The 25,578-nt window shown below is 57.7% G+C and carries 21 protein-coding genes, 1 tRNA gene and 1 riboswitch; of the genes, 12 read left to right on the top strand and 10 right to left on the bottom strand.

Annotated elements, in window-relative coordinates; genetic code table 11:
* Positions 1 to 110 precede the first annotated feature (110 nt).
* Entirely contained in the window at positions 111 to 2,747 is a 2,637-nt protein-coding gene (locus HPY64_08495) for a valine--tRNA ligase (protein ID NPV67169.1), read from the top strand.
* Between the two features lie 83 nt (positions 2,748 to 2,830).
* Here the strand turns inward: HPY64_08495 and HPY64_08490 are convergent, their stop codons facing one another.
* Positions 2,831 to 3,049 (bottom strand): HEAT repeat domain-containing protein, encoded by a 219-nt coding sequence (locus tag HPY64_08490; GenBank protein NPV67168.1) that lies wholly within the window; start codon positions 3,047 to 3,049, stop codon positions 2,831 to 2,833.
* Between the two features lie 220 nt (positions 3,050 to 3,269).
* Here HPY64_08490 and HPY64_08485 point away from each other — a divergent pair.
* Together HPY64_08485 and udk are read left to right on the top strand one after the other, a co-directional pair.
* Positions 3,270 to 3,342: transfer RNA gene (locus tag HPY64_08485), tRNA-Thr, on the top strand.
* A 101-nt stretch (positions 3,343 to 3,443) separates the two neighbouring features.
* Complete coding sequence (gene udk, locus HPY64_08480; protein ID NPV67167.1) at positions 3,444 to 4,085, top strand: uridine kinase; 642 nt, start codon at positions 3,444 to 3,446, stop codon at positions 4,083 to 4,085.
* A gap of 3 nt (positions 4,086 to 4,088) precedes the next feature.
* Here the strand turns inward: udk and HPY64_08475 are convergent, their stop codons facing one another.
* Positions 4,089 to 4,370 carry a hypothetical protein gene (locus HPY64_08475; GenBank protein ID NPV67166.1) on the bottom strand — a complete coding sequence of 94 codons (282 nt, stop codon included), beginning with the start codon at positions 4,368 to 4,370 and terminating at the stop codon, positions 4,089 to 4,091.
* A gap of 225 nt (positions 4,371 to 4,595) precedes the next feature.
* On the opposite strand from HPY64_08475, the gene HPY64_08470 reads away from it, so the two are divergent.
* The 3 genes from HPY64_08470 to HPY64_08460 all read left to right on the top strand — a co-directional run bounded on the left by HPY64_08470 (position 4,596) and on the right by HPY64_08460 (position 8,531).
* Positions 4,596 to 6,179: a PAS domain-containing protein gene (locus HPY64_08470; protein NPV67165.1), complete on the top strand. Its 1,584-nt coding sequence runs from the start codon at positions 4,596 to 4,598 to the stop codon at positions 6,177 to 6,179.
* A gap of 79 nt (positions 6,180 to 6,258) precedes the next feature.
* Positions 6,259 to 8,103: a DNA mismatch repair endonuclease MutL gene (gene mutL / locus HPY64_08465; GenBank protein ID NPV67164.1), complete on the top strand. Its 1,845-nt coding sequence runs from the start codon at positions 6,259 to 6,261 to the stop codon at positions 8,101 to 8,103.
* Between the two features lie 71 nt (positions 8,104 to 8,174).
* The gene (locus tag HPY64_08460) at positions 8,175 to 8,531 is read left to right on the top strand and encodes a hypothetical protein (protein NPV67163.1); all 357 of its coding nucleotides are present in this window, start codon (positions 8,175 to 8,177) and stop codon (positions 8,529 to 8,531) included.
* A gap of 25 nt (positions 8,532 to 8,556) precedes the next feature.
* Here the strand turns inward: HPY64_08460 and HPY64_08455 are convergent, their stop codons facing one another.
* The 3 genes from HPY64_08455 to HPY64_08445 form a co-directional block, all read right to left on the bottom strand.
* Complete coding sequence (locus tag HPY64_08455) at positions 8,557 to 9,633, bottom strand: LysM peptidoglycan-binding domain-containing protein (GenBank protein ID NPV67162.1); 1,077 nt, start codon at positions 9,631 to 9,633, stop codon at positions 8,557 to 8,559.
* A gap of 11 nt (positions 9,634 to 9,644) precedes the next feature.
* Entirely contained in the window at positions 9,645 to 10,499 is an 855-nt protein-coding gene (locus tag HPY64_08450; protein ID NPV67161.1) for a LysM peptidoglycan-binding domain-containing protein, read from the bottom strand.
* A gap of 619 nt (positions 10,500 to 11,118) precedes the next feature.
* A complete protein-coding gene (locus tag HPY64_08445) occupies positions 11,119 to 11,718 on the bottom strand; it encodes a DUF218 domain-containing protein (protein NPV67160.1) in 600 nt (199 codons plus the stop codon).
* Positions 11,719 to 12,007: 289 nt separating this feature from the next.
* Here HPY64_08445 and HPY64_08440 point away from each other — a divergent pair, with 289 nt between their 5' ends.
* Both HPY64_08440 and HPY64_08435 read left to right on the top strand, forming a co-directional pair.
* A complete protein-coding gene (locus tag HPY64_08440) occupies positions 12,008 to 13,012 on the top strand; it encodes a GNAT family N-acetyltransferase (GenBank protein ID NPV67159.1) in 1,005 nt (334 codons plus the stop codon).
* 3 nt (positions 13,013 to 13,015) lie between these two features.
* Complete coding sequence (locus HPY64_08435; GenBank protein ID NPV67158.1) at positions 13,016 to 14,311, top strand: glycosyltransferase; 1,296 nt, start codon at positions 13,016 to 13,018, stop codon at positions 14,309 to 14,311.
* On the opposite strand, the gene HPY64_08430 is transcribed toward HPY64_08435, so the two are convergent.
* Complete coding sequence (locus HPY64_08430) at positions 14,297 to 14,602, bottom strand: hypothetical protein (protein NPV67157.1); 306 nt, start codon at positions 14,600 to 14,602, stop codon at positions 14,297 to 14,299. The two genes, HPY64_08435 and HPY64_08430, sit on opposite strands and share 15 nt — an antisense overlap.
* Positions 14,603 to 14,716: 114 nt before the next feature.
* Between HPY64_08430 and purH the strand changes: the two genes are divergently transcribed.
* Both purH and ugpC read left to right on the top strand, forming a co-directional pair.
* The gene (gene purH, locus HPY64_08425; protein ID NPV67156.1) at positions 14,717 to 16,246 is read left to right on the top strand and encodes a bifunctional phosphoribosylaminoimidazolecarboxamide formyltransferase/IMP cyclohydrolase; all 1,530 of its coding nucleotides are present in this window, start codon (positions 14,717 to 14,719) and stop codon (positions 16,244 to 16,246) included.
* 145 nt (positions 16,247 to 16,391) lie between these two features.
* Positions 16,392 to 17,525 (top strand): sn-glycerol-3-phosphate ABC transporter ATP-binding protein UgpC, encoded by a 1,134-nt coding sequence (ugpC, locus tag HPY64_08420; GenBank protein NPV67155.1) that lies wholly within the window; start codon positions 16,392 to 16,394, stop codon positions 17,523 to 17,525.
* Between the two features lie 85 nt (positions 17,526 to 17,610).
* Here ugpC and HPY64_08415 read toward each other — a convergent pair whose 3' ends face one another.
* From HPY64_08415 to HPY64_08405, 3 genes are all read right to left on the bottom strand, one after another.
* Positions 17,611 to 18,525, bottom strand: a complete 915-nt coding sequence (locus tag HPY64_08415; GenBank protein NPV67154.1) for an ABC transporter permease — start codon at positions 18,523 to 18,525, stop codon at positions 17,611 to 17,613.
* A 1-nt stretch (position 18,526) separates the two neighbouring features.
* A complete protein-coding gene (locus HPY64_08410; GenBank protein NPV67153.1) occupies positions 18,527 to 19,531 on the bottom strand; it encodes an ABC transporter permease in 1,005 nt (334 codons plus the stop codon).
* A gap of 102 nt (positions 19,532 to 19,633) precedes the next feature.
* Positions 19,634 to 21,283 carry an ABC transporter substrate-binding protein gene (locus tag HPY64_08405; GenBank protein NPV67152.1) on the bottom strand — a complete coding sequence of 550 codons (1,650 nt, stop codon included), beginning with the start codon at positions 21,281 to 21,283 and terminating at the stop codon, positions 19,634 to 19,636.
* 310 nt (positions 21,284 to 21,593) lie between these two features.
* Positions 21,594 to 21,722: riboswitch (SAM riboswitch) on the top strand.
* A gap of 140 nt (positions 21,723 to 21,862) precedes the next feature.
* On the opposite strand from HPY64_08405, the gene HPY64_08400 reads away from it, so the two are divergent.
* Positions 21,863 to 23,110: a PLP-dependent transferase gene (locus tag HPY64_08400; protein NPV67151.1), complete on the top strand. Its 1,248-nt coding sequence runs from the start codon at positions 21,863 to 21,865 to the stop codon at positions 23,108 to 23,110.
* On the opposite strand, the gene HPY64_08395 is transcribed toward HPY64_08400, so the two are convergent.
* Positions 23,107 to 24,411 (bottom strand): threonine synthase, encoded by a 1,305-nt coding sequence (locus HPY64_08395; GenBank protein ID NPV67150.1) that lies wholly within the window; start codon positions 24,409 to 24,411, stop codon positions 23,107 to 23,109. The genes HPY64_08400 and HPY64_08395 overlap by 4 nt on opposite strands.
* A gap of 63 nt (positions 24,412 to 24,474) precedes the next feature.
* Here HPY64_08395 and HPY64_08390 point away from each other — a divergent pair, with 63 nt between their 5' ends.
* On the top strand, positions 24,475 to 25,416 hold the full coding sequence (locus tag HPY64_08390) for a homoserine kinase (protein NPV67149.1): 942 nt from the start codon (positions 24,475 to 24,477) through the stop codon (positions 25,414 to 25,416).
* Positions 25,417 to 25,578 lie beyond the last annotated feature (162 nt).

Below are 25,578 nucleotides of genomic sequence, written 5' to 3'. Positions count from 1 at the left end.
GGGAAACCGTCTGTGCGGAGAAGTTACAGGCGTCAACCGCCTGCAGGGCTTCAGACGCATGGATTCCCTGAAGACGTGGTCTGTTTTAATTGTCAAGGGAAGACGCTGCTATGACCAACGAAATGCCCAGGATATTCGACTTCCAGAATGAGGAACCACGCCTCTATCAATGGTGGGAGCAAAATGGCTGGTTCAAGCCGGAGGCTGCCCGCAATCCGGACGCTGAGCCATTTGTGATCAGCATCCCCCCACCCAATGTGACCGGTGAATTGCACCAGGGTCACGCCATGTTTGTCAGCCTGGAAGACATGATGATCCGGTACGAGCGCATGCGCGGCAAAGCGGCCCTGTGGGTTCCCGGCACCGATCATGCTGGTATTGCCACTCAGCTTATGGTTGAGCGGATGCTGGCTGAGGAAGGCACCACCCGTCAGGCAATCGGACGTGAGGAGTTCCTGCGCCGTACCTGGGAGTGGAAAGCTAAGTACGGTGGGCGCATCGTTCAGCAACTCCGCCGTCTGGGGGCCAGTTGCGACTGGGACCGCGAGCGTTTCACCATGGACGACCAGCTCTCGCGGGCCGTTCGGGAGGCTTTTGTCCGCCTGTGGGAAGATGGACTGCTCTACCGCGGGACAAGACTGGTCAACTGGAGTCCTAACCTGCAGACTGCAGTCAGCGATCTGGAAGTGGAATACGAGGAGCGTGATGGTACGCTCTACTACTTCCGCTACCGCCTCAAGTCAGACCCAGCTCACTACATCCCCGTGGCGACCACCCGCCCGGAGACTATCCTGGGCGATACTGCGGTTGCTGTTCATCCTGACGATGAGCGCTATCGCCACCTGATTGGTCAGGAGGTGCTGGTTCCCATCCTGGACCGCGCGATTCCCGTTATCGGGGACGAGTACGTGGATCGCGCCTTCGGCACCGGCGCGTTGAAGATCACCCCCGGCCACGATCCGAACGACTATGAGATCGGCCTGCGCTTCAACCTGCCGATGATCAATATCCTCAACAAGGACGGTACGCTGAACGAAAACGCGGGGCCATATGCCGGTCTTGATCGCTTTGTGGCCCGGGAAAAGCTATGGGCGGATATGCGGGCGGCAGGGCTGGTCATCAAGGAAGAGCCTTACCGCCACAGCGTGCCCATCAGCCAGCGCGGTGGTGAACTGATCGAGCCTCTGCTGAGCGAGCAGTGGTTTGTCCGAATCAAGCCTATGGCGGAGAAAGCTATCGCAGCAGTGCGCAGTGGCCAGATCAGGATTGTGCCGGAGCGTTTTGAGAAGATCTACTTCCACTGGATGGAGAACATCCGTGACTGGTGCATCAGCCGACAGCTCTGGTGGGGGCACCGCATCCCAGCCTGGTATGCTGACGACGGTGAGATATGGGTCGGGCGCGAGGATACGCCTCCACAGGATGGTCGTCACTGGACTCAGGACCCTGACGTGCTGGATACGTGGTTTAGTAGCGGCCTCTGGCCATTCAGCACGCTTGGCTGGCCGGAAGACACACCTGATTACCGGCGCTTTTACCCGACCAGTGTCATGGAGACAGGTTACGATATCCTGTTCTTCTGGGTGGCCCGGATGATCATGATGGGTCTCTGGTTCACCGGCAAGGCGCCGTTCCACACCGTCTATCTGCACGGCCTCGTCCGCGATGAGAACGGCCAGAAGATGAGCAAGACCAAGGGCAATGTGATTGATCCGCTGCAAAACATCGAGGAGTACGGCACAGATGCCCTGCGCTTCACCCTGCTGACCGGTAGCACCCCCGGCCAGGATATGAACCTCTCGGAGGATCGCATCCGGGGCAATCGGAACTTTGCTAACAAGTTGTGGCAAATGACCCGGTTCGTGACTGCCAATCTGGACGGTGAAAAACCGCTTGGTCCTCCCCCTCTGAACGCCGACCTTACCCTGCCCGATCGATGGATTCTCAGTCGCCTTCAGACCCTGATCGGCAATGTGCAGCGTCTCTTTGACACCTACCAGTATGGTGAGGCTGGCCGCCAGATTTATGAATTCATCTGGGGAGAGTATGCTGACTGGTACATCGAGATCAGCAAAGAGACGCTTTACGGCGGTGAAGCTGCAGCCAAGTCCCGTGTGCGGCACATTCTGGTGTATGTGCTGGAAACCTGCCTGCGCCTCCTGCACCCGTTCATGCCCTTTGTGACTGAGGCGGCGTGGCAGTACCTGCCCCATGAGGGCCAGGCGCTGATCATAGCCGAATGGCCAACCGTACAGCAGGCTTACCAGAATCGGAAGGCCGAAGAGGAAATGCAGGTACTGCTTGAACTCATCCGCGGCCTGCGGAATCTGCGCGCTGAGTACAACGTTGACCCTGGTCGGCGCCTGCAGGCGATGGCTCACGCCGGCACTCGCCAGCAACTCCTGGCGGACTACGCGGATCTCTTCGATCGCCTGGCCCGGATTGAGACCATCACCTTCCTTGATCAGAGTCAGCCTGCGCCGGACAAGGCGGCCTCAGTGGTGGTTGGCGAGGCAACCATCTACTTGCACCTTGCTGACATGATCGACCTGAGTGCTGAACGCGCCCGCCTTGCACAGGAGCTGGAGGCAATCTCACAGCAACTGGAGCGCGCCTCACGACTTCTCAGTAATGCGGACTTTGTGAGCAAAGCCAACCCGGCTGTCGTTGAGCGTGAAAGGGCTAAAGTGGCCGATCTGCAGACGAGTAAAGACGCTATCCTCAAGCGTCTGGAAACACTCGGCTAGTCCACAGCCAGAAACACCAGCGGGGTCTCCCCAAGACCCCGCTGGTGTTCCACCACTATCGTGAGCGGTCTGGCGATGCTTTTCTACTTACCCTGCTGGAGACGTATCCGTTTGAAGATCGCCCTGCCAGCTTCCTGAGCGGCTCGCTTGACCTCTGGGTCCCGATCAGTCTGGAAAAGCTCCTCGAGGGCGCTCAATGCAGCGGCGTCCCCTAGCAGCCCTAGCTCATGGGCGGCAGCAGCGCGAACCCTGGGATTCTTATCCTTTAGCCGTGCAATATGATATTGCACCAGATCGGGCATCGATCCTGCTCCTTATCCAACACGACTGGCATACCGGGCCGTACGTCAGCCTTATCGCTGATGTGCCATGGATTGCCAGTTTATTCATGCCAGCACACGCACGGATTCGCAGTACAAGTATAGCCTTGTTTTGGGATCGAGCCATGGTTGTAGCGCCAGGTTCTTGCCTTACTTCGCCCTTGAACGCCCCACACCCAACTGCTATAATCAATTTTGTTATGCCACCGTAGCTCAATCGGCAGAGCAGGCGCTTCGTAAGCGTCAGGTTATCGGTTCAACTCCGATCGGTGGCTCACTGGATGCCCGTCACCATAGTTGATGCGGGCATTTTTCATATCAAATCTGGTCTCCTCCCCCAGTCAATGTTGCCCTGCCCGCAATTGGAGTCCAATCCATGAGCCAACCCATACAGCGTCCGGTCACGATTGGAGTTGCCGGTGGAACTGCCTCCGGTAAGAGTACGGTATCCGCCAGGTTGCTGGAGCAAGCCGGCAGCAACAATATTGCCTATCTATCCCATGACTCTTACTACCGGGATATGGCGGACATCCCGCGCACCCAGGATGGCCGTCCCAACTTTGACCACCCCGATTCCCTGGAAACGTCGTTGCTGATCGCCAATATCCGCCGCTTGCAGAACTGGGAAGCTGTCGAAGAGCCGGTTTATGACTTCACCACATACAGCCGCACAGCCTGCACGCGCACTATTCTGCCCCAGCCCGTGATCCTGGTGGAGGGTATCCTGCTCTTTGTGGAGCCAGAGCTGCGCAACCTGTTTGACATTCGAATCTTTGTCGATACGCCGGATGATATCCGCCTGATCCGTCGCCTCAAAAGGGATATTGCAGAGCGAGGACGCACTGTGGAGTCGGTCATTGACCAGTATCTGGCCACTGTCCGTCCCATGCATCTGGAATTCGTCGAGCCAAGCAAGCGTTACGCGGACGTGATCATCCCTGAAGGCGGGTTTAACCAGGTGGCCATTGACATAGTGGCGGCCCGGATCAGATCGATGCTGGCTGACCTGCGCCGGTGAACCTCACTCCTGATCAGAAGCGGGTGGCGTAACGGCCCGCACCAGCGCCACCAGGAATGCGGATGTCTCATCCAAGCGGGCTTTCAGGTCCTTCATCTCGTTCAGCGCCATCTCAGGACGCGTTGACCATGCTCGCAGGATGATCTCAGCCTGAATGCTGGCATTGGTGATGCGCCCTCCGAGTTGATCATGAATCAGATCGGCCAGCCACAGCCGCCCCTCTCGATCTAGATGCCTGTCCAGCGCTTCCTGCAACGCCTGAGGATCAAAAGCAGAGATAGGCATACACTTCTTCCCCTTTCGATGTCGTTGTACGCTGCACAAGGGATATGATCCATTTAAGGCGAGTCTACCGACCCGGTCGCAGATTGATGGCCTGTATTCGCGGTCAGAGGTCAGTCTACCTGCGTTGCCCTGTGCTATGCAGAATGCTATAATGCTCTTCGGGGATTTGCCACTCCCAACCGTATTTCCTTCTTTGTTCGTCGCAATTGATCCGGAGAAATGTGCGTGGCGCAACCAGGTGTTACCCGACAAGACCCTGTCAGCCATGACAAACTGGAACGGCAGGTCGCTGAACAGGCGCTTTTACTTCGCGCTTCCGAATATCTCACTTCCAGCCTGGACATCACCCACACTCTCCCTCCTGTAGTTGAACTGATTCTGTTAACTGGCGTCGGGCATTCTGCTCGCCTGGTTCTTGGTGGCGTTGGCCACGAGATTACTGTCTTTGCTGCCGGACGTCTGGCTGACTCCCCAATGGTTCTGGACGAGCACATTCTGCAATTCTCGGCGGCTCCTCATGACGTGTTGACGCTTGATCCTCAAGAGTTGCCGGATGCCGTCTGGCAGACAACCTCACGGGAGGTTCCCGGCAGGATTCTTGTCTGGCCGCTTCACGCCGTGGATCGCTGGCCCGGCGTGCTCTGGATCGCCACCGATAGCCCCGCTGCCCCATCCGCAGATCATCTCTCTCTGATCTCTAGACTAGTGGCGCAGGTTTCAGCCGCTCTGATCAACGTTTCACGTTTTGACCAGTTGCACAAAGAGTACCAGCGCTTGCAGATAGCGCTGGATGATGTAGCCGATGCCGTCCTGATTATGGATCTCCAGGGAAACCTGGTGTTAGTCAACCGGGCGGCGCAAACCCTGCTGAACATCAATCCATCCGAGGTCGTTAACCAGCCGGCAAGCATAGCACTGCGGGCTTATCCAGAATTATTGGACTTTCTGAATAGCGGCGAGAACGCTATGGATTACTGGGAAGGGCCTGGACAGCGAGTGTTCTCGCCGCACTTGCGGGTCGTTGAAGATGGTGAGAACGCGGTCGGTAGCGTGCTGCTAATCCTGCGCGATGTCACGGCCAATGTACTGCTTGATCGCAACCAGCGCGAGATTGTTGACCTGATGGGGCACGACATCCATACTCCCCTTACCGTAATCAAAAGCGCGACTGATATGCTGGGCATGGCCGGCGATCTCAATAGCAGGCAGGCGGCAATGCTGGATAAGGTGCTCAGCGGAGTCCGCCAGATCACGGCCCTGGCCAATAACATCGAGGATGCTGGCCGCTGGGACCCTCAGACCGGAAGCTACCAGATGATCCGTGGTCCGGTCAATGTTGCGGCCATCGTATCCAGTATTGTAGCTGACCAACAGGATATTGCAGCCAAGCAGAATATTCGCCTCAGCACGATCCTTCCCCCTGCGGTTCCGATCATCTCCGGCGACAAACTGATGATTGAACGCGCTCTGGCCAATCTGGTCAGCAATGCGATCAAGTACACCCCTGATGGTGGTGATGTCACTGTCACCATCACAGTCACTGACAACGCGCTAACTGTCTGTGTGAGTGACACTGGCTTAGGCATCGCCAAAGAGAATCTGGACCGGCTGTTCAAACGCGGTAGCCGGATCATTACCCCGGAGATCACCAGAAAGCGGATCAAAGGTAGCGGCCTGGGATTGTTCATTGTCCACAGTGTTGCCAAGTATCATAATGGCAGAGTGTGGGTAGAAAGTGAACTGGGCAAAGGCAGCAAGTTCTACTTCAGCCTGCCGCTGAAACAGGAAGGCGCTCTCGCTGGCCAATGACCACGATGTGCAAGCCTAGCGGCAAGATCAACAAACACGCCCCGGCGAAAGCCGGGGTGCGGCTTTCAGGCAAATGACGATGACCATTCACATTCTCCCTGAAATTGTCGCAGCGCAGATCGCTGCCGGAGAAGTTGTTGAGCGCCCGGCCTCAGTGGTCAAAGAGCTGGTGGAAAACGCGATTGATGCCAGCGCCGACCACATCCACATCGATGTTGAGGAAGGCGGACAGCGTTTGATTCGGGTCAGCGATAATGGCCATGGCATCCCCTCAGCCGATGTGGCGACTGCCTTCTTGCGCCATGCCACCAGCAAAATCCAGACTCTCTCTGACCTGGATCATCTCAATACCCTGGGCTTTCGGGGGGAAGCCCTGCACAGCATCGCCAGTGTCAGCCGCCTGACGCTGATCACCCGGCACCGCGATGAGCAGGCAGGCACGCGGATAGTCATCGCTGGTGGCAAGACCCAGGATCAGCGGCCTGTCGGCGCGCCTGCAGGCACGGTAGTGACGGTGGAAGACCTGTTCTTCAACACCCCCGCACGCCTCAAATTTCTGAAGAGTGCAACCACAGAGCGCCGCCAGATCACGACACTGGTCACCAATTTTGCGCTGGCCTATCCAGCCATTCGGTTTTCCCTATCGCACGACAGCCGGGAAGTTTTCCGCACCTACGGCGGGGGCAAGCTGGCGGATGTCTTGCCTGTGGTGCTGGGAGCAGAGGCCTTCCGCCACATGCTGGAAGTGATGCCGCTGCCAGCCAGCCGTCCCGATCTTCCGGAGATACGGGTCTCTGGCTTTGTGTCTGCCCCCGACTATCATCACGCTAACCGTACGCAGATCACCCTGTTTGTGAACGGTCGCCTGATTCGGGATACAGCCCTGGCCTATGCGGTCACACAGGCCTATCATACACTCCTGCCACAAGGCCGTTATCCCATCGCTGTGCTTATGATCACGCTGCCTCCTGAAGAGGTGGATGTGAACGTCCACCCTACCAAGGCAGAGGTACGCTTTCGCAGCCCCGATGCTGTTTTTGCTGCCGTCCAGCGGGCGGTGCGCAGCGCGGTCATCAGTCAGGCTCCACCACCGGAGGTCAGACCCCATCCGGACGTTCAATGGCGCAACATGGCTTGGTCAACACGCCGTGACATGGCTCCTGCTCGCGCCGATTCAAATGAATCTAGTCGTCAGTCGTCCCTGGGTTTAGAGATTGATTCGCCCGGCTACCACGGCCAGCACGTTGCCTCCGCACAACCTGGCGCGCCCGGAAGCGCTGCGGACGATGACGAGGCGTTTCTGGCCGGTATCCCCGAGGGTATGGGGCGCCCCAGCCAGCCACGAACCTTGCCCATGTTGCGCGTGCTGGGACAGGTCGGCGCCGCCTATATTGTGGCTGAAGGACCGGCTGGGCTGTATCTGATCGATCAGCATGCCGCCCATGAGCGTATTCTTTACGAACAGTTCTTAGCTGAAGCTGTCGCCCGGCAATCGGTCGCCCAGCAGACGCTGGATTCCGTCACAGTTGAACTACCACTGCGCGATATGGCGCTTGTTCAAGAGCACCTGGAGCAACTGGCCGGTCTGGGGTTTGAGCTGGAGCCGTTTGGTGCTACCACCCTGCGCGTCCGGGCTATTCCCGCCATGCTCGCCAGAACAGACCCCACTGAAGCGGTACGGCTGGTTCTGGCCGATCTGGAAGTCGGCGCTCCACCTGGCCAGCGTAAGCTTGAAGAGATCATTGCGCTGCGTGTCTGCAAAGCGGCAGCGGTCAAAGCGGGTCAGGTTCTCAGCCTTACCGAAATGCAGGCGATCATCCGTCAGCTTGAGCGCAGTCAATCCCCTCACACCTGCCCTCATGGACGCCCCACATTGCTCCATATCAGTGCCGAGCAACTGGCACGGCAATTCGGGCGTACCTGACCCTGCTCAGCCTGTCCTTTCACATCTATGATCCGGGACGTAGTACGGGTGATGCGAGGAGGCCACAAGAAATGCCGAAGATCAAAGTCGCTGTGGCAGTGTTGATCAGCCTGATATTATTGTCGGCATGTGCAGGTCGCACAGCGGTTATCTTCGACAACCAGACGGTCTGCAGCAGCATTCGTGTCGAACTGACCAACGACCAGACCGGCGTCACTGAAATCTATGCGGTAACAGCTGGCGAGACTCTTACCGTCGACGTACAGCCCAATGTCAGCTATACCTACTACATCGATTACTCGGCCGGGAACACTCCCGGCGCAGGAAATCAGTGTTCAGGCGAATATCGCGGCCAGGTCGTCGTGCCGCTTGGTGCATCGCAGCGATTCAGCTTGACTGTGGCTACCCCTACCCCGGCTGCGCCATAGCCTCTGGCGGAAGATAGGCCTGCTCTCAGGGTGCGGCAGTCCACTGGAACGGCCGTTGTTCTCCAACAGCGCCGACCCGGAAGGCTACGTTGTCATTACCCACCCGTACGACTTCGACTTCCCACATCATCTGATGTGCCAGCGTGTCCGTTGGCTGCAGGTTAGCAGGCAGCGTTAATGCGTTGTTCCGCGTAAATTCCGTGTACACGACACCACGCGTCGTATCCGTCACCGTCACCTGATACAGCTCATCGGGTTGCAGCACGCCTACCGATACCCAGCGCAGGGTCAAAGGGCCTCCAGCAATGATGCTGCCTGCTGCTGGCCACAACAGCCGGACCGGGCCGGGCGTGGGGGTTGGCGTAGGTGTCTCAAAACCGGACGGTGTGGGTGAGAGCGTAGGCGTTGGGGTTGGCATAGGTACTACCAGCTCCTGGCCAATGCTCAACTGCGGATTGCAGTTCTCCCCGCCACTGGCGATCGTGAAATCGCAACCAAACCAGAACAACTGAGGATTCAGTTCAGCCAGAATGGCCATCGTGGTGTTGTACTGCAGAGCAATCCCGATGATGGTCTGACCCTCCTGAACCGTGTGAATCATTGTCAGCAACGGCGGTGTAGCGCTGGGAGGATTGCGAGCGATGACCGTAGCTGTGAGTTCACCGCCCGGAGGTGTAGGCGAAGCGGTGGGACGTGGGATCAGGATCACCGATCCAGGGGGTGGCAGCCGGTCCGGGTTTGGCACGTTCGGGTTCATCGTCACCACAACGCTCAACACATCCAGGGAAAAGTGCCCGTATTGCTGCACTACCGCAATGAGTTGATCATTCGGCTGGATCACATGCTCATACGGCCCCGGTGTGTCGGTGATTGTGGGGGTAGCCGAAGGCGTTACCGGTGTTGGTGTGCTGGCGGGGGTGATCTGAGCGATTGGTGGTGGCGTGGCAGTCGCCGTAGCAGTCACCAAGGGCACCACCTGTTCAGTAGCTGTCGGAGACACGGTTGGTACTGGCGGCGTCTCCACAGCCAGGGCAAAGTTACAGCCCGCCAACAATAACGCGCAACCAAGTACAGCCAGCAATGATGTACGCGATGTACGCATAAAGGCGTTCCTTATGGGCTATCCCAGAAGAACTGGCGGGTTGGCGTACTGAAAGTAACGGAAGCCAGTCCGCCACGGCTGTCAGCAGGCCCCACGGCGACCTTCCAGGTGAACTGATGCCGCTGCCCATCCGCAGGTCGCCATTCATCCGGTAGGATAACCATTGTTTCACGGGATGACAGGGTATAGGTGGTTTTTAGCGTATCATCAGTTACTGTGACCAGATACAGGTCTCCCGGGCCAAGCATACCGGATGCAGTCCAGCGCAGGGTCACGATTTCGTTGGCGCGAAACAGATAGCGATCCCCGGGGGAGTACAGGGCCGGTGCGTTGAATGTCGGTGTTGGCGTTGGAGTCGGGGTCTCGCTGCCAGAAGGCGTCGGGGATAGTGTTGGGGTTGGCGTTGGCGCAGGCACACGCAGCCGTTGCCCCTCGTAGAGTTGCACAATGCAACTGGCCCCGCCAAAGTCCTCGCCAAAGTCGCACTGCGAGAACGTCACCTCGGGGTTAAGCTGGGAGAGAATCTCCACATTGGCATCGAATTTCAGGGCGATCTCAATGATCGTCTCCCGTGGCTGCACGGTGTACCACATCACCCCGGGTTGAAGTGTTGCTGTCGGGATGACTTCGCTGATCGGAGTAAATGCTCCGGCATCCCTGGCGCCACCGAATGCCGTCAGATCAAGACTGCTTTCACTCCCGGAGTCTGAAGACGGAGCCTCAGCTGTCGGACCGGGTGTGGGTGTCGGCCAGGGGATGAGAATAACCTGACCGAGTTGCAGACTCTCAGCGGATCGCAGGCCGTTAATCCGCAGGATTTCGTCGATGACATCCAGGTCACGATGTCCGCAACGAGTCGCCAGCATGATCAGGGTATCCCCCTGCCCTACTGTTTGTTCGCAGGGGCCGGGTGTCTCAGTCGGCGATGGCGTCAGTGTGGGCGTATCGGTAGGTGTCAGCGTCGGCAGGAACAGGGTTGGTAACGCTGTCACTCCCGATCCTGGCTGCCCGCCCCCGGCCAGTGTTGGGATAGCCGTTGGCCTTCCGGGTGCCGCAGAAGATGCTGAACCAGTTCCTCGGCCTAACGCGCCTGCCAGAAGTATCACCGCCACAACCAGAAGCATGACAAACATCCCTGACCCGACCAGACTCCACCACGGGAATCCAAGTATATCAGGGGCGTACAGGTCATCTTCACCCTGATCAGAGTCATAGGCGCCACCCGGCAGTATCTTTCTGCCATCGAAGGAGCGTGCTACTTTGCTGCCAGGTTTTGCCCTGCCGGCAAGGGAAGCCCCGCATACCGGGCATTCTCTAGCCGCTGCCGGGAGAGCAGTATCACAGATTGGACATGTGATCTTATCGGCCATCATCCGCCAGACTCCGGGCAAACAGCGTCATTATAACTGGCTGGCCCAATCCTGCCACAATGCCATCGCCCTTTCCCCGCTCTTCGCGCACTTCGCCTTGTTCAACCCGCTATCTTCAACCACTGACTCTGTCGGCGATTCGATGCAGAATGCCATCCCAGGCGGCGACCGGCAACGCCAGCAGTTCGCGCAGATCGTACCAGCGAGCGTTGCTATACGCTCGCCGATCTGCCGACACACCTACTGCATCAATGCCCAGCAGATCGCATGTGAACAGGGCACGTGGCAGGTGAAAGTTCTGGGTGATCAGGACAACCCTGTCCAACCCGAATACGAATCTGGCCCGATAACAGGTTTCATAAGTACGCAATCCCTGATGATCAACGATGATGGCTTCTGGTGGCACACCATGCGCCTGAGCGTAACGGGCCATCGTCTGAGGCTCGTTATAATCAGCCGTGCGGCCATCCCCGGACATAACCAGACGATCGACCTGGCCAAGCTGATAAAGTTGAATGGCTGTATCGAGGCGATCGCGCAGCACTGCTGTGGGCTGTCCCTGGCGCACCGCCGCGCCAAACACAATCGCGGTCCGGTAGCCACCTCCGGGCGGCGGTCCCTCGGCGATTCGCGGCGCATACCGTGCCAGCACCAGGCTGCGTAACAACAGCGGCGCCAGAGCTAAAACAACAGCTACAGCGACAGGCCAAACCATCAAATACCTGCGTGCTATCCTCATACTGGCTATGATCATGCCCTTGACCGTTCGAACCCGCAAATCACGGCGAAACGCTGGCACTTCTGTTCTACCGCCTGAACATGAGACATAGATGAGGATTCCCTGCCGGATCGCGCCGATTTTGATCGAGGGGCGAACGGCGACTATAATACGTGTGGCGCGGCGGGCATCACTTCGACCATCTCCCCGCATCTGCCTCTGCGCCTGATCATCTTTTGTCAGAAGCGATTCTTGTGACCGTAAGTTTCGCTCAGGATTTGCACCCTTGAAACTCGACATCCGGACTAATGACAGCGTTTTCACTGAACTGGCCAGTTGTTGGAATACGCTTCTCCAGCATAGCCACAACAACCTGATTTTTTTGACACTGGAATGGCAACGAACCTGGTGGGAAGCCTACCATCCAGGGGAATTGCATGTCGTCGTCGGGAAAACCGATGATGGCGACGTGGTTGCCATCGCCCCCTGGTTCATTCAGCACCGCGACAACCAGAGCGTCATCCGCACCATTGGTTGCGTGGATGTTACCGATTACCTGGACATCATCGTGAAGCCAGAGTATGCTGAGAGCTTTCTGAATGCTCTGGCTGACCATGTCTCCAGTCCGCATATGCGCGATGTCGCGCTCCAACTGTGTAACATTCCGGCTAGATCGCTGTTGCTTGAACAGTTGCCTCCGCTGCTGGAAGCCAGGGGCTTTGCCACACAGGTTTCCCTGCAGGAAGTCTGCCCGGTTATCCACCTGCCGGAAACGTGGGACGATTACCTTAGCCTGCTCAACAAGAAGCAGCGCCATGAACTGAGGCGCAAAATGCGTCGTGTGAGCGAGCAGGCTGACTGGTATATCGTCGATTCCCGCCATGATCTTCAGGCTGAAACGGACACATTTTTGCGGCTTATGGCCGCCAGCACACCGGAAAAGAGCGCGTTTCTGGCCGATCCCCTGAACGCGACATTCTTCCGCTTGATCATTCCACGCCTCTATGTGGCAGGGTGGCTGAAGCTTTGCTTCCTGACCATCAATGGCGAGCCTGCAGCAGCTTATTTTAACCTGGACTACAACAACCGTATTCTGGTTTACAACTCCGGCCAGGATGTAGCGCAGTATGGCAACTACAGCGCGGGGATTGTGCTGCTGGCCTACTGCATTCGCCATGCTATTGAAAGCGGGCGTGAAGTCTTCGATTTTCTCCGGGGAGATGAAACGTACAAGTATCAGTTAGGCGGTCAGGATACGCAGGTTTTCCTGCTCAGAGCACAACGGGCGTAAGTCATGGCTAGAACCATCCAGCGTATCGCCATGCTCAGTGTGCATACCTGCCCTCTGGCCACACTTGGCGGCAAGAAGACTGGCGGCATGAACGTCTACGTCCGCGATCTCAGCCGCGAGTTCGCCCGGCAGGGCATAGCCGTGGACATCTTCACGCGTAGCCAGGACCCCTGCCAGCCGCATATTAACGATACGCTCGCTGATCGCGTGAGGGTGATCCACGTCCCTACTGGTCCTGAGACGCCGCTGGAGACTACTGCCGTCTACCCGCACCTGCCCCAGTTTGTGGACAATACACTGACCTACGTGGCAGATAACCACTTCCATTACGACATCATCTACAGTCACTATTGGCTGAGCGGCTGGGTAGCTCATGCCCTGCGGGCCGTCTGGGGTGTGCCAGTGGCCCAGATGTTTCACACTCTGGGCCACATGAAGAATCGTATTGCTGGCGAACAAACAGAGTCATCACGCCAGTTGCGGGATATCCGGGTCTTTACCGAAACCGATATTATGTCCTGGGCTGATGTGCTCATCGCGGCAACGCCTGCCGAACGTGCCCAGATGCTCTGGCTTTACCAGGCCCCTCGTCAGAAGATCCGGATCGTACCCCCGGGGGTAGACCTGACACACTTCCAGCCGATGGATCAGGCCGTCGCCAAGACTGCTATCGGTATTCCGCCGCAACATCGCATGCTGCTTTTTGTTGGACGGATTGAAAAGCTAAAAGGCATTGAGACCCTGCTGCAGTCGGTTGAACTGATCCGCAGCCATCACCCAGAAGCCCTGAGGAATGTTGATGTAACAATTATTGGCGGTGACCTCGCTGAAGCCGAAGAACCTGATTCAGAGTTGAGCCGTCTACAGGCCATGCAACAGGAGTTACAGCTGCATGGTCTGGTTAGCTTTATTGGCGCCAGGGATCAGGACCGGCTGCGTTACTACTATAACGCTGCTGAGGCCCTGATTATGCCGTCGGATTATGAGTCTTTTGGAATGGTCGCTCTGGAAGCTATGGCCTGTGGGACACCGGTGATTGCCTCAGAAGTTGGCGGTCTGGCCTACCTGATTCGCGACGGTTATACGGGCTTTCATGTGCCTGTGCGGGAGCCAGAGGCGCTTGCCCAGCGTATCCTTAGCATCCTGAAGCATCCTGATCTGCGCGCCAGTATGAGCCAGAACGCGCGGCAAGTCGCCCAGGAATATGCCTGGCCCCTGATAGCCGAGCGCCTGCTGGAGATTTTCGCCAGTTTACCGACGCCTGTGCCAGACTCGCGCAGACCGCTAACCGCCGTATGAATTCGGGATGTTGGACTGCACCGTGTCAATATAGGGTTCTTTTTCCAGCAGGGTGAGCACTTCCGCTTCGCTCAGCTTACGCTGTCCTTTGTGATACAGCACATCGTTGAAAGAGTCGTAGCGGTAGCGCCTGCTTACCCAGCCATAGGAGGGATGAAAAAAGACCACATTAAACAGGATTTCTTCTTTGTCAGCCGTCAGTCTCTCGCTTTCCAGCCATACCGGTGCATATTGCTGGAGGTGCGGGACTACTTTGGCATCGCGCTTTCTGCGAATCGTTTCCGCCGTCATTTTGGCTCCTTCGCCATAAACAGGTGGCAGCCGCAAACAGCTTTATTCTAGTGAACTGCGTCCCCGGTAGCAATAGCCGCTTTGCGCCTGTATAGACCACAAGGAATAATTTCCATGCCACGCGCGCTCCTGAGTGTTTCCGATAAAACTGATCTTCTCCCTTTTGCTCAAACTCTGTCCGAACTGGGCTGGGACCTCATTGCCAGCGGCGGAACTGCTGATGTCTTGCGCAGCCAGGGTCTGGCCGTTGTCCCGGTGGAGGTTGTAACCGGTCTACCGGCCATGCTCGGTGGCCGGGTCAAGACCCTTCATCCAGCCATTCATGCTGGAATTCTCGCGCGGGACACCGAAGAGGATATGGAAGACTTGCGACGTCATGGTTACGCGCCCATCAGCATGGTTGTCTGTAATCTCTATCCTTTTGAAAGCACCATAAGGCGCGCCGGGGTGACGCTTGAAGAGGCCATCGAAAATATCGATATCGGTGGTGTCGCTCTCATTCGCGCCGCGGCCAAGAACTTCCAGCGTGTGGCGGTGGTCACCAGCCCGCAAGACTACGGGCAAATCAGCGCCTTTCTCCGCACGGCTGGTGAGATCCCATCTGAAGTTCGCCGTGAACTGGCTGTAAAGGCCTTTGCCTATACCAGGAACTACGATACCGCCATTCACGCCTTCCTGCAGGCTGACTCGTCTGCGCTGGAACACCTGCCCGACTCGCTATCGCTGAGCCTCTTCCGGGTTAGCCAGTTACGTTATGGCGAAAACCCGCATCAGGACGCTGCTTTCTATGGCTTGCACCCAGACGCCCAACCACTGGGTGGGGAACTACTGAGCGGCAAGGAACTTTCATACAACAATCTCCTTGATCTCGATGCAGCTTGGCGAGCAGCTGAAGCCTTCAGTGATCCAACTGCCGTGATCGTCAAGCATCAGTCACCCACCGGTATTGCCACCAATGACACGATTGCCCTGGCCTTTGGACAGGCCCTGGCTTCCGATCCCATCTCGGCGTTCGGGGGAGTCATCGCGGTCAACCGCATGGTGGATGACGCCTTGGTCGTGGCGCTAAATGATCTCTTTATCGAAGCCATAGCCGCTCCAGATTTCGCTCCCTCTGCTGTTGAGGCGCTTGCACGTTCGCGCAAGAATTGCAGGCTGGTTCGGATGTTTCCCCTCTCGCGGCCAGACCGCTTGAGCCTGCGCAGCATCCGGGGGGGCTTTCTGGCGCAGACAATCGATCCCGGCGATCCGGCTGATGCTACCTGGAAGATTGTCACCAAACGCAAACCCACGCCTGAAGAGACACTAACCCTGCACTTTGCCTGGAAATGTGTGCAGTTTGTCCCATCTAACGCGATTGTTCTGGCTCAGCCTGGCGCTACGGTTGGCGTAGGCGGCGGCCTGCCCAGCCGGGTGGATGCGGCCCAGCTGGCTATACAGAAAGCAGGCGCTAGAAGCGTGGGAGCAGTGCTGGCATCGGACGCTTTCTTCCCTTTCCCTGATGTCGTGGAACTCGCGGCACAGGCCGGCGTTGCGGCGATCGTTCAGCCCGGCGGCTCTATCCGTGACGCCAGCGTGATTGAGGCTGCTGATTCCGCTGGCATTGCTATGGTCTTCACCGGAATCCGGCATTTTCTGCACTGATTGTCATACCGCGCAGGAGCAATTTCCTTAAAATCATCGTCAGATGGCCCCTGGGGGCGATCAAATGTTGGCGTGTAGCACAAATCTGCATATACTAAATGCAGCAAACCTTTTATTTAGCCAATGTGCATAAAGGAGAGAAGCTGTGGCAAGTGTGACGTTTCGGAACGTGACGAAGCGCTTTGGCGACACGGAGGCGGTCTCTCACCTCAACCTGAACATCGCCGACCAGGAATTCCTGGTGCTCGTCGGCCCGTCGGGTTGCGGTAAGTCCACCAGTCTGCGGATGCTCGCCGGCCTAGAGGAAATCACCGAAGGTGAGATCCTCATCGGGGACCGCGTGGTGAATAATGTCGCGCCGAAGGACCGCGACATCGCCATGGTGTTCCAGAGCTATGCGCTTTACCCGCACATGACGGTCTATGACAACATGGCGTTCGGCCTCCGGCTGCGCAAGACGCCCAAGGCGCTCATTGACGAGCGCGTGCGTCGTGCCGCCAAGGAGCTTGGCATCGAGCAACTGCTCGACCGTCGTCCGCGCCAGCTCTCCGGTGGTCAGCGTCAGCGTGTCGCCGTCGGCCGTGCTATCGTCCGTGAGCCTGCCGTATTCCTTATGGACGAGCCGCTTTCCAACCTGGATGCCAAGCTGCGTGTTGAGGCCCGTGCCTTCATCCAGAAGCTGCATCAGAACCTGGGCACCACCTTCATCTACGTCACGCACGACCAGGTTGAGGCTATGACGATGGGTACCCGCATCGCCGTCCTCAATGCTGGTGTGCTCCAGCAGCTCGACACCCCGTCGCATCTTTACCGTCATCCGCGCAACCGGTTTGTTGCCGGGTTCATCGGCAGCCCATCGATGAACTTCTTCGATGCCGTTCTTAAGGAAGAAGATGGCAGGCTTGTAGTGGAATCGGATATCTTCAAGGTTACCGTCCCTGCCGAGTACGAGAGCCGCTATACCGCCTACAAGAACAAGCCGGTGATCTTCGGTATGCGCCCGGAGAACATTCACGATCCCAACTACCAGCCTCCCGAAACTCAGACGGCCATCGTGGAAGCCAATGTCGACGTGGTCGAGCAGATGGGTAACGAGATGATCGTTTACTTCGAGAGCAACGGCAAGACCTTCCTGGGCCGTCTCGATCCGCGCACCAGTGCCCGCGTGGGTATGCGCATGGGCGTCGCCTTTGATATGGCTAACATGCACCTCTTCGATGCCGAGACCGACGAGGCCATCTGGCTGCCGGATGAGGTCAAGGCGGCGCTGGAGAAGTAGCCTGTTAGTACCTGTATCGCTCGAATAGAAAAGCCGCCCGGAGCAACCTCCGGGCGGCTTTCCTGTTGGATGGTAGATGCTGGACTTAATCGGTACCACGCAGTCTGGGGTCCAGCGTGTCGCGTAGACCATCCCCCAGCAGGTTGAAGCCCAGAACTACCAGCGTGATGCTGATACCCGGAAATACCATTCCCCACCATGCCCCGGTGACCAGATACTGCTGGCTTTCCGCCAGCATCTTTCCCAGTTCAGGATAAGGCGCTTGCTGGCCTAGCCCCAGAAAGCCCAGCGCTGCTGTTTCGACGACGGCCGTTCCCAGCCCCAGCGTCGCCTGGACAATCAATGGCGCGAGGCTATTTGGCAGAACATGCCGCAGGAGAATATGCCCTGGCTTGGCCCCAACACTATGCGCCGCCATCACATAGTCTTCATTGCGAATGCTGATTGACATTGAACGGGCCAACCGGGCATAAACCGGGATGTTGACGACTGCAATCGCCAGCATTGCATTTCGCAGACCGGGTCCAAAGATGGCAACCAGCGCGATGGCCAGCAGCAAAGATGGAAAGGCCAGGATGATGTCCATAAACCGCATGATCACGCTGTCGGTCCAGCCGCTCATGAATCCAGCAATTTCGCCCAGGGTTACCCCGATCAACACTGATACCGAAACCGAGAGAAGACTCACTACTAGTGAGACACTGGCGCCATGCCCTACCCGGCGCATCACATCACGCCCAATGTTGTCTGCTCCAAAGGGATGCTCCAGACTGGGTGGACTGAAACGGGCTGACAGATCCTGGTCGCGCAACGGGTTATAGTGATCCAGCAGCGGTACCAGCAGCGCCACCGCTACATAGAGGATCACAATCACGGTGCCAATCCGCGCACTTTTGTTGCGCTTGAAGCGCAGCCACAGCGATTGCCATTCTGAGAGGTACGGTGCCTCCTCTATGCCCAGCGCAAGGGGGGGTGCCTGTGTGGAATTGACCTGTCCCATACTATTCGTACCTTATCCGCGGGTTCAACCAGGCGTACGAAAGGTCAACGATCAGATTGACAACAACAAAGATGAACGTGATGACCAGCGTGACCGATTGCACGATGGCATAATCGCGCCCCTGTATGCTGTTGAACAGCCAGCGGCCTATCCCCGGCCAGGAAAAGATCGTCTCAGTCAGTACCGCGCCAGCCAGCAGCGAACCGAGCTGCAAGCCGATCACCGTGACCACCGGTAACATCGCGTTACGAAGGGCATGACCCAGAATCACAGTTCGCTCCCGCAATCCCTTGGCGCGTGCCGTCCGGATATAATCCATATGCAGCACTTCTAGCATGGCTGAGCGGGTGATACGGGCAATAATCGCGATCGGAATCGTGCTCAGGGTGACCGAGGGCAAGATCAGGTGTTTGAAGGCATCGACTAAGCCTGACCAGTTGCCGGTAAAAACGGCGTCCACCATGTGCAGCCCGGTGACTGTCTGGATTTCTACATTCGGACTCAACCGTCCAATGAACGGCAACCACCCCAGAGCTACGCCAAAGATCCACAGTAATAACAATCCCAGCCAGAAGATCGGCATGGAGACCCCGACAAGAGACCCTAGCATCGTCCCGGTGTCAATCCAGGATCCTCGTTGCACCGATGAGATGATTCCCAGCGGTACACCCACAACCACCGCAATCGTCAAGGCGACCAGTGACAGCTCGACTGTCGCAGGGAAGCGCTGCCGCAACTCATCCGCGATTGGAATATTACCGGCAACGGATCGACCCAGGTCACCCCGCAATATGTTTCCAACATAGATCAGGTACTGCTCGTAGAGAGGCCGATCCAGCCCTAACCTTGCGCGCAATTCAGCAACGTTGGTCTCGCTGCCCCGTTCTCCCAGTAGCACTACTTCCGGGCCGCCAGGAATCAGGTGCACCAGCAAGAAGACCACAATGGACGCGCCAATGAGTACAGGGAGTGTTTCGAAAATGCGCCGGATAATGTATCGAGTCATGGGCCAAGCCTCTATGCCGCAGCGACCTTACCAAAAGCCAGGCCCCGGCCGATCCGGGGCCTGGCGCAGACTGGCGCCTGTTGACGCCAGGCACAGACTGAATTACTCGACTGTCACAAACCGGATCAGCTCGGTACCCAGCGGGTTGGCGATGTAGCCGGAGACATTACTACGGAAAACCAACGGTACCTGGCTATGAGCGATGGTGATCCGTCCAACTGTCTCGGCCAGCATAGCATCCGCCTGTTGGTACAGTGGCTCACGATCGGCCTGATTCACCAGGCTACCGGCCTGCAGCAGCGTTTCGCAGATCTCCGGGAAGTTGAAGTAGCCTTCCTGAGGCTGGTTGCAGTTCTTGAAGAAGTAGCCGCTGAAGTTGTCCGGATCGCCGTTATCGCCCGTCCAGCCAAGCTGATACAGACCGATCAGGTCGCCGGTTCGGCGGCGGGCCAGGTACGTTGCCCAGTCACCCGCGTTCTCTAGCTGGACATTGATGCCAATTGCCGCCAGGTCCGCGGCCATCGCCTGGCCAATGCCTTCACCGTCTGGATTGTAGGGGCGTGTCACCGGCATCCAGAACAGCGTCAGCGGGATTTTCTCACCTTCGGCGTCAAGCATCACATTGCCCGCATCATCGAGCGGCAGCACAGTGACTTCGGAGAATCCGTTGGGGAAGCCCGCCTGGGCCAGCAACTCGACAGCCTTATCCGGATTGTATTCCGGCATCGGTACATCCGGGTTGTAACCCCACATCAGCGGTGGAAGGAACGTATTCGCGACTTCGGCCGCCACGTAGAAAGCGTCCACATAGGCCTGACGATTCAGTGCCAGCGAGATCGCCTGGCGCACGAGTGGATCATGGAACTCCTTGATCCGGTAGTTGAAGGCTAGGTAGAAGACGTTCAGTGATGGGCGGAGTATGTAGTACAGGTCATCCGAGGCTTCGATCAAGGCAATTTCTTCAGGTGTTGCGTTCTCCTTGCCATGGATAGCACCAGCCTGCAGCGCAGCAAACCGGGCGGCATTGTCAGGGATCACGCGCTGGATAATCCGTTCAACATTGCCCTCGATCTCACCCCAGTAACCATCCCACAGATCTTGGGTCACATGGTCGTCAGTCACCCACTCCACGAATTTATACGGGCCGGTGCAGACGTAACCCACGGTTGGCGTACCGTAGTCCTCGCCGTATTTTTCCAGTGCTGCCGGGCTATGAATTTCAAACATGGGCATAGCCAGGGTATTAGGCATCTGAACGTACGGACGGGACAGGTTGAAGCGCACAGTGTACTCGTCAACGATATCGATGCTCTGGATTAGCGAAGCATCATCGAAGCCATCGAACATGTACTCATAGTATTCGTACACCTGCGAGTCAAAGTGCAGAGGATGATCGGTAAGCCGCCAGACGTTGAAGTTGAAAGCGACCGCCTCGGCGTTGAATGGTGTACCATCATGGAAGGTGACGCCTTCGCGCAGCTTAGCCGTCCACACCGTCAGGTCTTCATTGGCGGTGAGTTCGGTAGCCAGGCTGGGAATCACGTTTGTGGTCGCCCCATCAAAAGCCAGTAGTGACTCGCAGCCCTGCTCAAGCACAAAGAAGGACACCCCGTCAGTCACTACGGCAGAGTACAGCTGCACCGGGTTCGTATAGGCGCCCCAGATAAAGGTGACCGGCTCCTGCGCCTGCAGCGGGCCAACAAGCGTCAAGACCAACAAGACCGCCAGCAGGACACCCAGTTTCTTGGCCATGAAGTTGCCTCCTCCTTCTAATTTTCACAAGTGAACGCTTTTAGAAAAGGCGAACAGATCGTCTTTACCGTCAAACCTCCTTTCATGCTGTCACGATCTGGGTGAGCCACGGAGAATACGTAAACGCCCGGGATAGACGTTCACCCAAGTATGATTTGAAACGCGACCTTTGTCAAACAAATAAGAGCCAAAATCGGGCAAAACATTCCGAAGGAGCACATTGATGACTCAGCGCCCGTTTTTCTTGACAGTGTGCCACCTTCTATGCTACCATGCGCGGCAGTTACCAATCGAATATTCAGAAACGGAACACTCATCCAGAGCGGTGGAGGGAACGGCCCTGTGAAACCGCGGCAACCCCTGTTGAGCTGGTTGCAACCAGTCTCAGGGAAGGTGCCAATTCCGACAGATTTCAATCTTGAAATCTGGGAGATGAGAGCAAGTCTGTGAATCATCCCGCCTGCAGGCAAGCTCCCTCTGGATCAGAGGGAGCTTCTTTTTTGGGGTGAGCAGCCTCTAGGAGTGTTCCGCCTGTTGTATCTTTGCAGCCCACAACCGGTACATCCAGGGAGGCCTGCCATGACTGTTCCGCGTCAGAGTATCCGCTCATCTCGCGCTGTTTCGCCTGTCTCATCAGCGCTGCCAGGCGCATCTACCCGCGCCGTCCATGCCGGGAGCAGCCGCCGCAAACCCCACCACGCCCTGACTACACCGATCTTTCAAACAGCGACTTTTACATTCGCCGACACGGCGGATCTGCTGGCCTTTGTGGAAGGCCGCTATAACGATGGAGAGGAACGCCGCGAGGAATACGGTCGCTATGGCAACCCGACCATCGCTGCCGTTGAGCGAAAGCTTGCTGCGCTGGACAGCGGCGACGACGCCGTGCTGTATGCCTCAGGCATGGCCGCGATTACGTCTGTGTTGCTGGCCAGCCTGCCCACCGGCGCGCATATCATCATGACCGATGATTGTTACCGCCGCACTCGCCAGTTTTGTCAGACTTACCTGCAGCGCCTGGGTATCACCACGACCGTTGTCCAGATGGGCGATTACGCCGGCATGGAAGCGGCTATCCAGGCTGGCAGGACACGCTATCTCATCTCAGAGACTCCAACCAACCCATTCCTACGGGTCGCTGACCTGAGCCGTATCGCCGAGATCGGGCGGCGCTACGGCGTGCGCACCATTATCGACAGTACGTTTGCTACGCCGGTTAACCTGCGCCCCCTGGAATGGGGCATCGATCTGGTGATCCACAGCGCCACCAAATATCTGGCCGGCCATAACGATCTGCTGGCGGGTGTTGTGATTGGTCGAGGAAGCATCCTGCAGGCCCTGCGGGAAGCGCGCGGCATCCTGGGTAGTGTCGTCGACCCGCAGAATGCCTTCTTGCTGGAACGGGGTCTCAAGACCCTTGCCTTGCGGGTGCGCCAGCAGAATGCTACCGCCCATGCTGTGGCGCAGTACCTTGAGCGCCACCCCAAGATTCGTCGTGTCTGGTATCCCGGCCTGCCCAGCCACCCCGATCACGAGACTGCAGCTGCGCAGATGTCAGGCTTCGGCGGTGTGGTCACCTTTGAAGTTGACGGTACGTTGCAGGACACCAGCCGTTTTATCGACGCAATGCGCATCCCCTACATTGCACCGAGCCTTGGCGGAGTCGAAAGCTTGATTGAACAGCCTGCGATCATTTCGTATTATGATCAATCGCCGGAAGAGCGTGCTGCGCTGGGCATCGGGGACAGCCTCGTCCGGTTGGCCATCGGTATCGAGGATGCCGAGGACATTCTGGAAGATCTGGAACAGGCCCTGCGGGTGGTCTAGTGCTGTTGACCGGCAGATTCTGCCTCAGCTAATATGGCCTGGACTGCTTCCAATGTTGGCTCAACCCGCAGCAACGGGTTGGCGTAGGTTGCGTGGATGCCTTCGATGCGGTTGGTGTGGTAATCCACAATCAGGCCAGGGTCCTTGAGCACATGGCCGGTCAACACACCCACCACGCGCTCCAAAGGACGGATGATGCCAGCTTCGGCCAGTTTACGCGCGCCCGCCAGCGCACAGGCAGACGCTGGCTCGCATCCTATCCCACTGGCGTCGATACGTGCCTTGGCATCAAGGATCTCCTGGTCGCTGACCTGCTCCACCACGCCGTTAGTCCAATGGAGCGCCCGCACCGCCTTGTCATAGCTGACCGGGTCGCCGATCTTGATCGCGGTCGCCAGGGTTTTTGCCTTGACTCGCTCATGCACAGAGAAGCCGCTACGATAGCCCCGGTAGAGTGGATTGGCGCCTTCTGCCTGGACGATGGCCAGCCGCGGCAATCGATCGATCAAGCCTAGTTCACGCAACTCCATTAGCCCTTTGGCGAAGGCTGAGCTGTTGCCGAGGTTGCCACCGGGCACCACAATCCAGTCCGGCACTTCCCAGCGCAATTGCTGCAGCATCTCGAAGACAATGGTTTTCTGGCCTTCCAGACGAAACGGGTTAACCGAGTTGAGCAGGTAGATGCCCAGCGACTCAGCAACCTGCCGCACCAGGCGCATCGCCACGTCAAAGTCGCCCGGAATCTGGATGCAGGTCGCGCCATAAGCGACCGCCTGCGCCAGCTTGCCCAGGGCAACCTGCCCCTCCTGGAAGAATACAATTGCCTGCATGCCGCCCCGCGCCGCATACGAGGCCAGGGAAGCCGATGTGTTGCCGGTTGATGCACAGGCCACGCGGTTCATCCCCAGCCGTCGTGCCTGGCTAACGCCTCCTGTCATACCGCGATCTTTGAAGGAGCCAGTCGGATTCTCCCCTTCATGTTTCAGCCATAGATGTTTGAGGCCGGCCCACTCTGCTAGGTCGGGGACATGGTAGAGATTGGTGTTGCCTTCCGGCCTGGAGATAATTAGATCATCAGCGATGTCCGGATAGACCAGCTCCTTGAACCGCCATACACCGCTACGATAGGGACTCTCCAGGGCGCCAAGTCGCGCGTCAAAGAGATCGCGGGTAACCCGTCCGCGCAGGGCATCCAGGTCATGGATCACATCCAGCAGCCCGCCGCAGGTGACACAGGTATACACAAGCCGGTCAAGCGGGTACTCTGCGCCGCAATCTATGCATTTGAGGACACTTTGCATCTTGGCCCTATCCGGGATTATATTGGCAGGTGTCTGTGCTCCGCATTGCCAGGATGATACACGATGTCTCCGTTCTCTGCGACAGCCTACGCCCCCGCTACAGTAGCCAATCTTGGCCCCGGTTTTGATATCTTGGGGTTAGCCCTGGCTTCCCCTGGTGATCGCGTCACTGTCGAACGCAATTCATCCCCCGGTGTAACCCTGAAAGCGATCACCGGCCACAGCGATTCACTGCCGCTTGATCCCGCCCGCAATACAGCTTGCATCGCCGCCAGCCATGTGCTCCGCCAGATTGCGCCGGAAGCAGGCGTTACCCTGACGCTGGAGAAAGGGTTGCCGCTGGCGAGTGGCCTTGGCAGCAGCGCGGCCAGCGCCGTCGCTGGCGCAGTCGCCGTAAACGCGTTGTTTGGCTCTCCCTTGAACCGGCTTGAACTCTTGCCGGCCTGTGTAGAAGCGGAGAGTGTGGTCAGTGGCCGCCATGCAGATAATGTGGCGCCGGCATTGCTTGGCGGCGTTGTGCTCGTTACCGGCACAACGGCTGATGCAGTTCACAGGCTACCCGCCCCACCCGGCCTGTACCTGGCTGTGGTGACGCCTGATGTGGCTGTACCAACGGCCCAGGCCCGCGCTGTCCTTCCTGCAACGGTTCCGCTGACAGCCATGGTTCACCAGACAGCACAGGTGGCTCTGCTGGTGCATGCGCTGTACACCGGCGATGTCGGCCTGCTCGCCAGGGCAGCAGGCGGTGACCGGGTGATCGAGCCTGCCCGTGCACATCTGATGCCTTACCTCACTGCAGCCAAACAGGTTGCTGCTGAAAGTGGCGCGCTCAACACGATCGTCAGCGGTGCCGGGCCTACCCTGTGTGCATTATGTGATAGCCAGCGCAGCGCCGAGAAGACAGCTGCTGCTCTTGTGACGTTCTATCAGCAGATGGGGTTGGCGGCTCAGGGCCAGGCGACCACGGTGGCTCCTGATGGCGCCCGCGTGATCGACGTGCGTTAGTACCGCTGCTGTGACTGCACCCCATACCAAGGTGTGGTAGTGTATCTTTCGCGGTTGAAATTCAGATGCCGGTTGAAGGTTGCCCATCTACGCACCAAATCGCATGTGTATTTTCTCTCAAAATGACACGCGACTTCATTCTGTTGCAGGAACATGAAAACC

The organism is Anaerolineae bacterium (genome assembly GCA_013178165.1).
GTDB lineage: Bacteria > Chloroflexota > Anaerolineae > Aggregatilineales > Ch27 > Ch27.
This window is presented reverse-complemented; position numbering and strand designations above follow the sequence as displayed.

Bases quoted from the DNA above. Each gene is read 5' to 3' on its own strand.
- HPY64_08495 (NPV67169.1), top strand. From the start codon at position 111: ATGACCAACGAAATGCCCAGGATATTCGACTTCCAGAATGAGGAACCA.
- HPY64_08490 (NPV67168.1), bottom strand. From the start codon at position 3,049: ATGCCCGATCTGGTGCAATATCATATTGCACGGCTAAAGGATAAGAAT.
- udk (NPV67167.1), top strand. From the start codon at position 3,444: ATGAGCCAACCCATACAGCGTCCGGTCACGATTGGAGTTGCCGGTGGA.
- HPY64_08475 (NPV67166.1), bottom strand. From the start codon at position 4,370: ATGCCTATCTCTGCTTTTGATCCTCAGGCGTTGCAGGAAGCGCTGGAC.
- mutL (NPV67164.1), top strand. From the start codon at position 6,259: ATGACCATTCACATTCTCCCTGAAATTGTCGCAGCGCAGATCGCTGCC.
- HPY64_08460 (NPV67163.1), top strand. From the start codon at position 8,175: ATGCCGAAGATCAAAGTCGCTGTGGCAGTGTTGATCAGCCTGATATTA.
- HPY64_08455 (NPV67162.1), bottom strand. From the start codon at position 9,633: ATGCGTACATCGCGTACATCATTGCTGGCTGTACTTGGTTGCGCGTTA.
- HPY64_08450 (NPV67161.1), bottom strand. From the start codon at position 10,499: ATGCTGGCGACTCGTTGCGGACATCGTGACCTGGATGTCATCGACGAA.
- HPY64_08445 (NPV67160.1), bottom strand. From the start codon at position 11,718: ATGGTTTGGCCTGTCGCTGTAGCTGTTGTTTTAGCTCTGGCGCCGCTG.
- HPY64_08435 (NPV67158.1), top strand. From the start codon at position 13,016: ATGGCTAGAACCATCCAGCGTATCGCCATGCTCAGTGTGCATACCTGC.
- HPY64_08430 (NPV67157.1), bottom strand. From the start codon at position 14,602: ATGACGGCGGAAACGATTCGCAGAAAGCGCGATGCCAAAGTAGTCCCG.
- purH (NPV67156.1), top strand. From the start codon at position 14,717: ATGCCACGCGCGCTCCTGAGTGTTTCCGATAAAACTGATCTTCTCCCT.
- HPY64_08415 (NPV67154.1), bottom strand. From the start codon at position 18,525: ATGGGACAGGTCAATTCCACACAGGCACCCCCCCTTGCGCTGGGCATA.
- HPY64_08410 (NPV67153.1), bottom strand. From the start codon at position 19,531: ATGACTCGATACATTATCCGGCGCATTTTCGAAACACTCCCTGTACTC.
- HPY64_08405 (NPV67152.1), bottom strand. From the start codon at position 21,283: ATGGCCAAGAAACTGGGTGTCCTGCTGGCGGTCTTGTTGGTCTTGACG.
- HPY64_08400 (NPV67151.1), top strand. From the start codon at position 21,863: ATGACTGTTCCGCGTCAGAGTATCCGCTCATCTCGCGCTGTTTCGCCT.
- HPY64_08395 (NPV67150.1), bottom strand. From the start codon at position 24,411: ATGCAAAGTGTCCTCAAATGCATAGATTGCGGCGCAGAGTACCCGCTT.
- HPY64_08390 (NPV67149.1), top strand. From the start codon at position 24,475: ATGTCTCCGTTCTCTGCGACAGCCTACGCCCCCGCTACAGTAGCCAAT.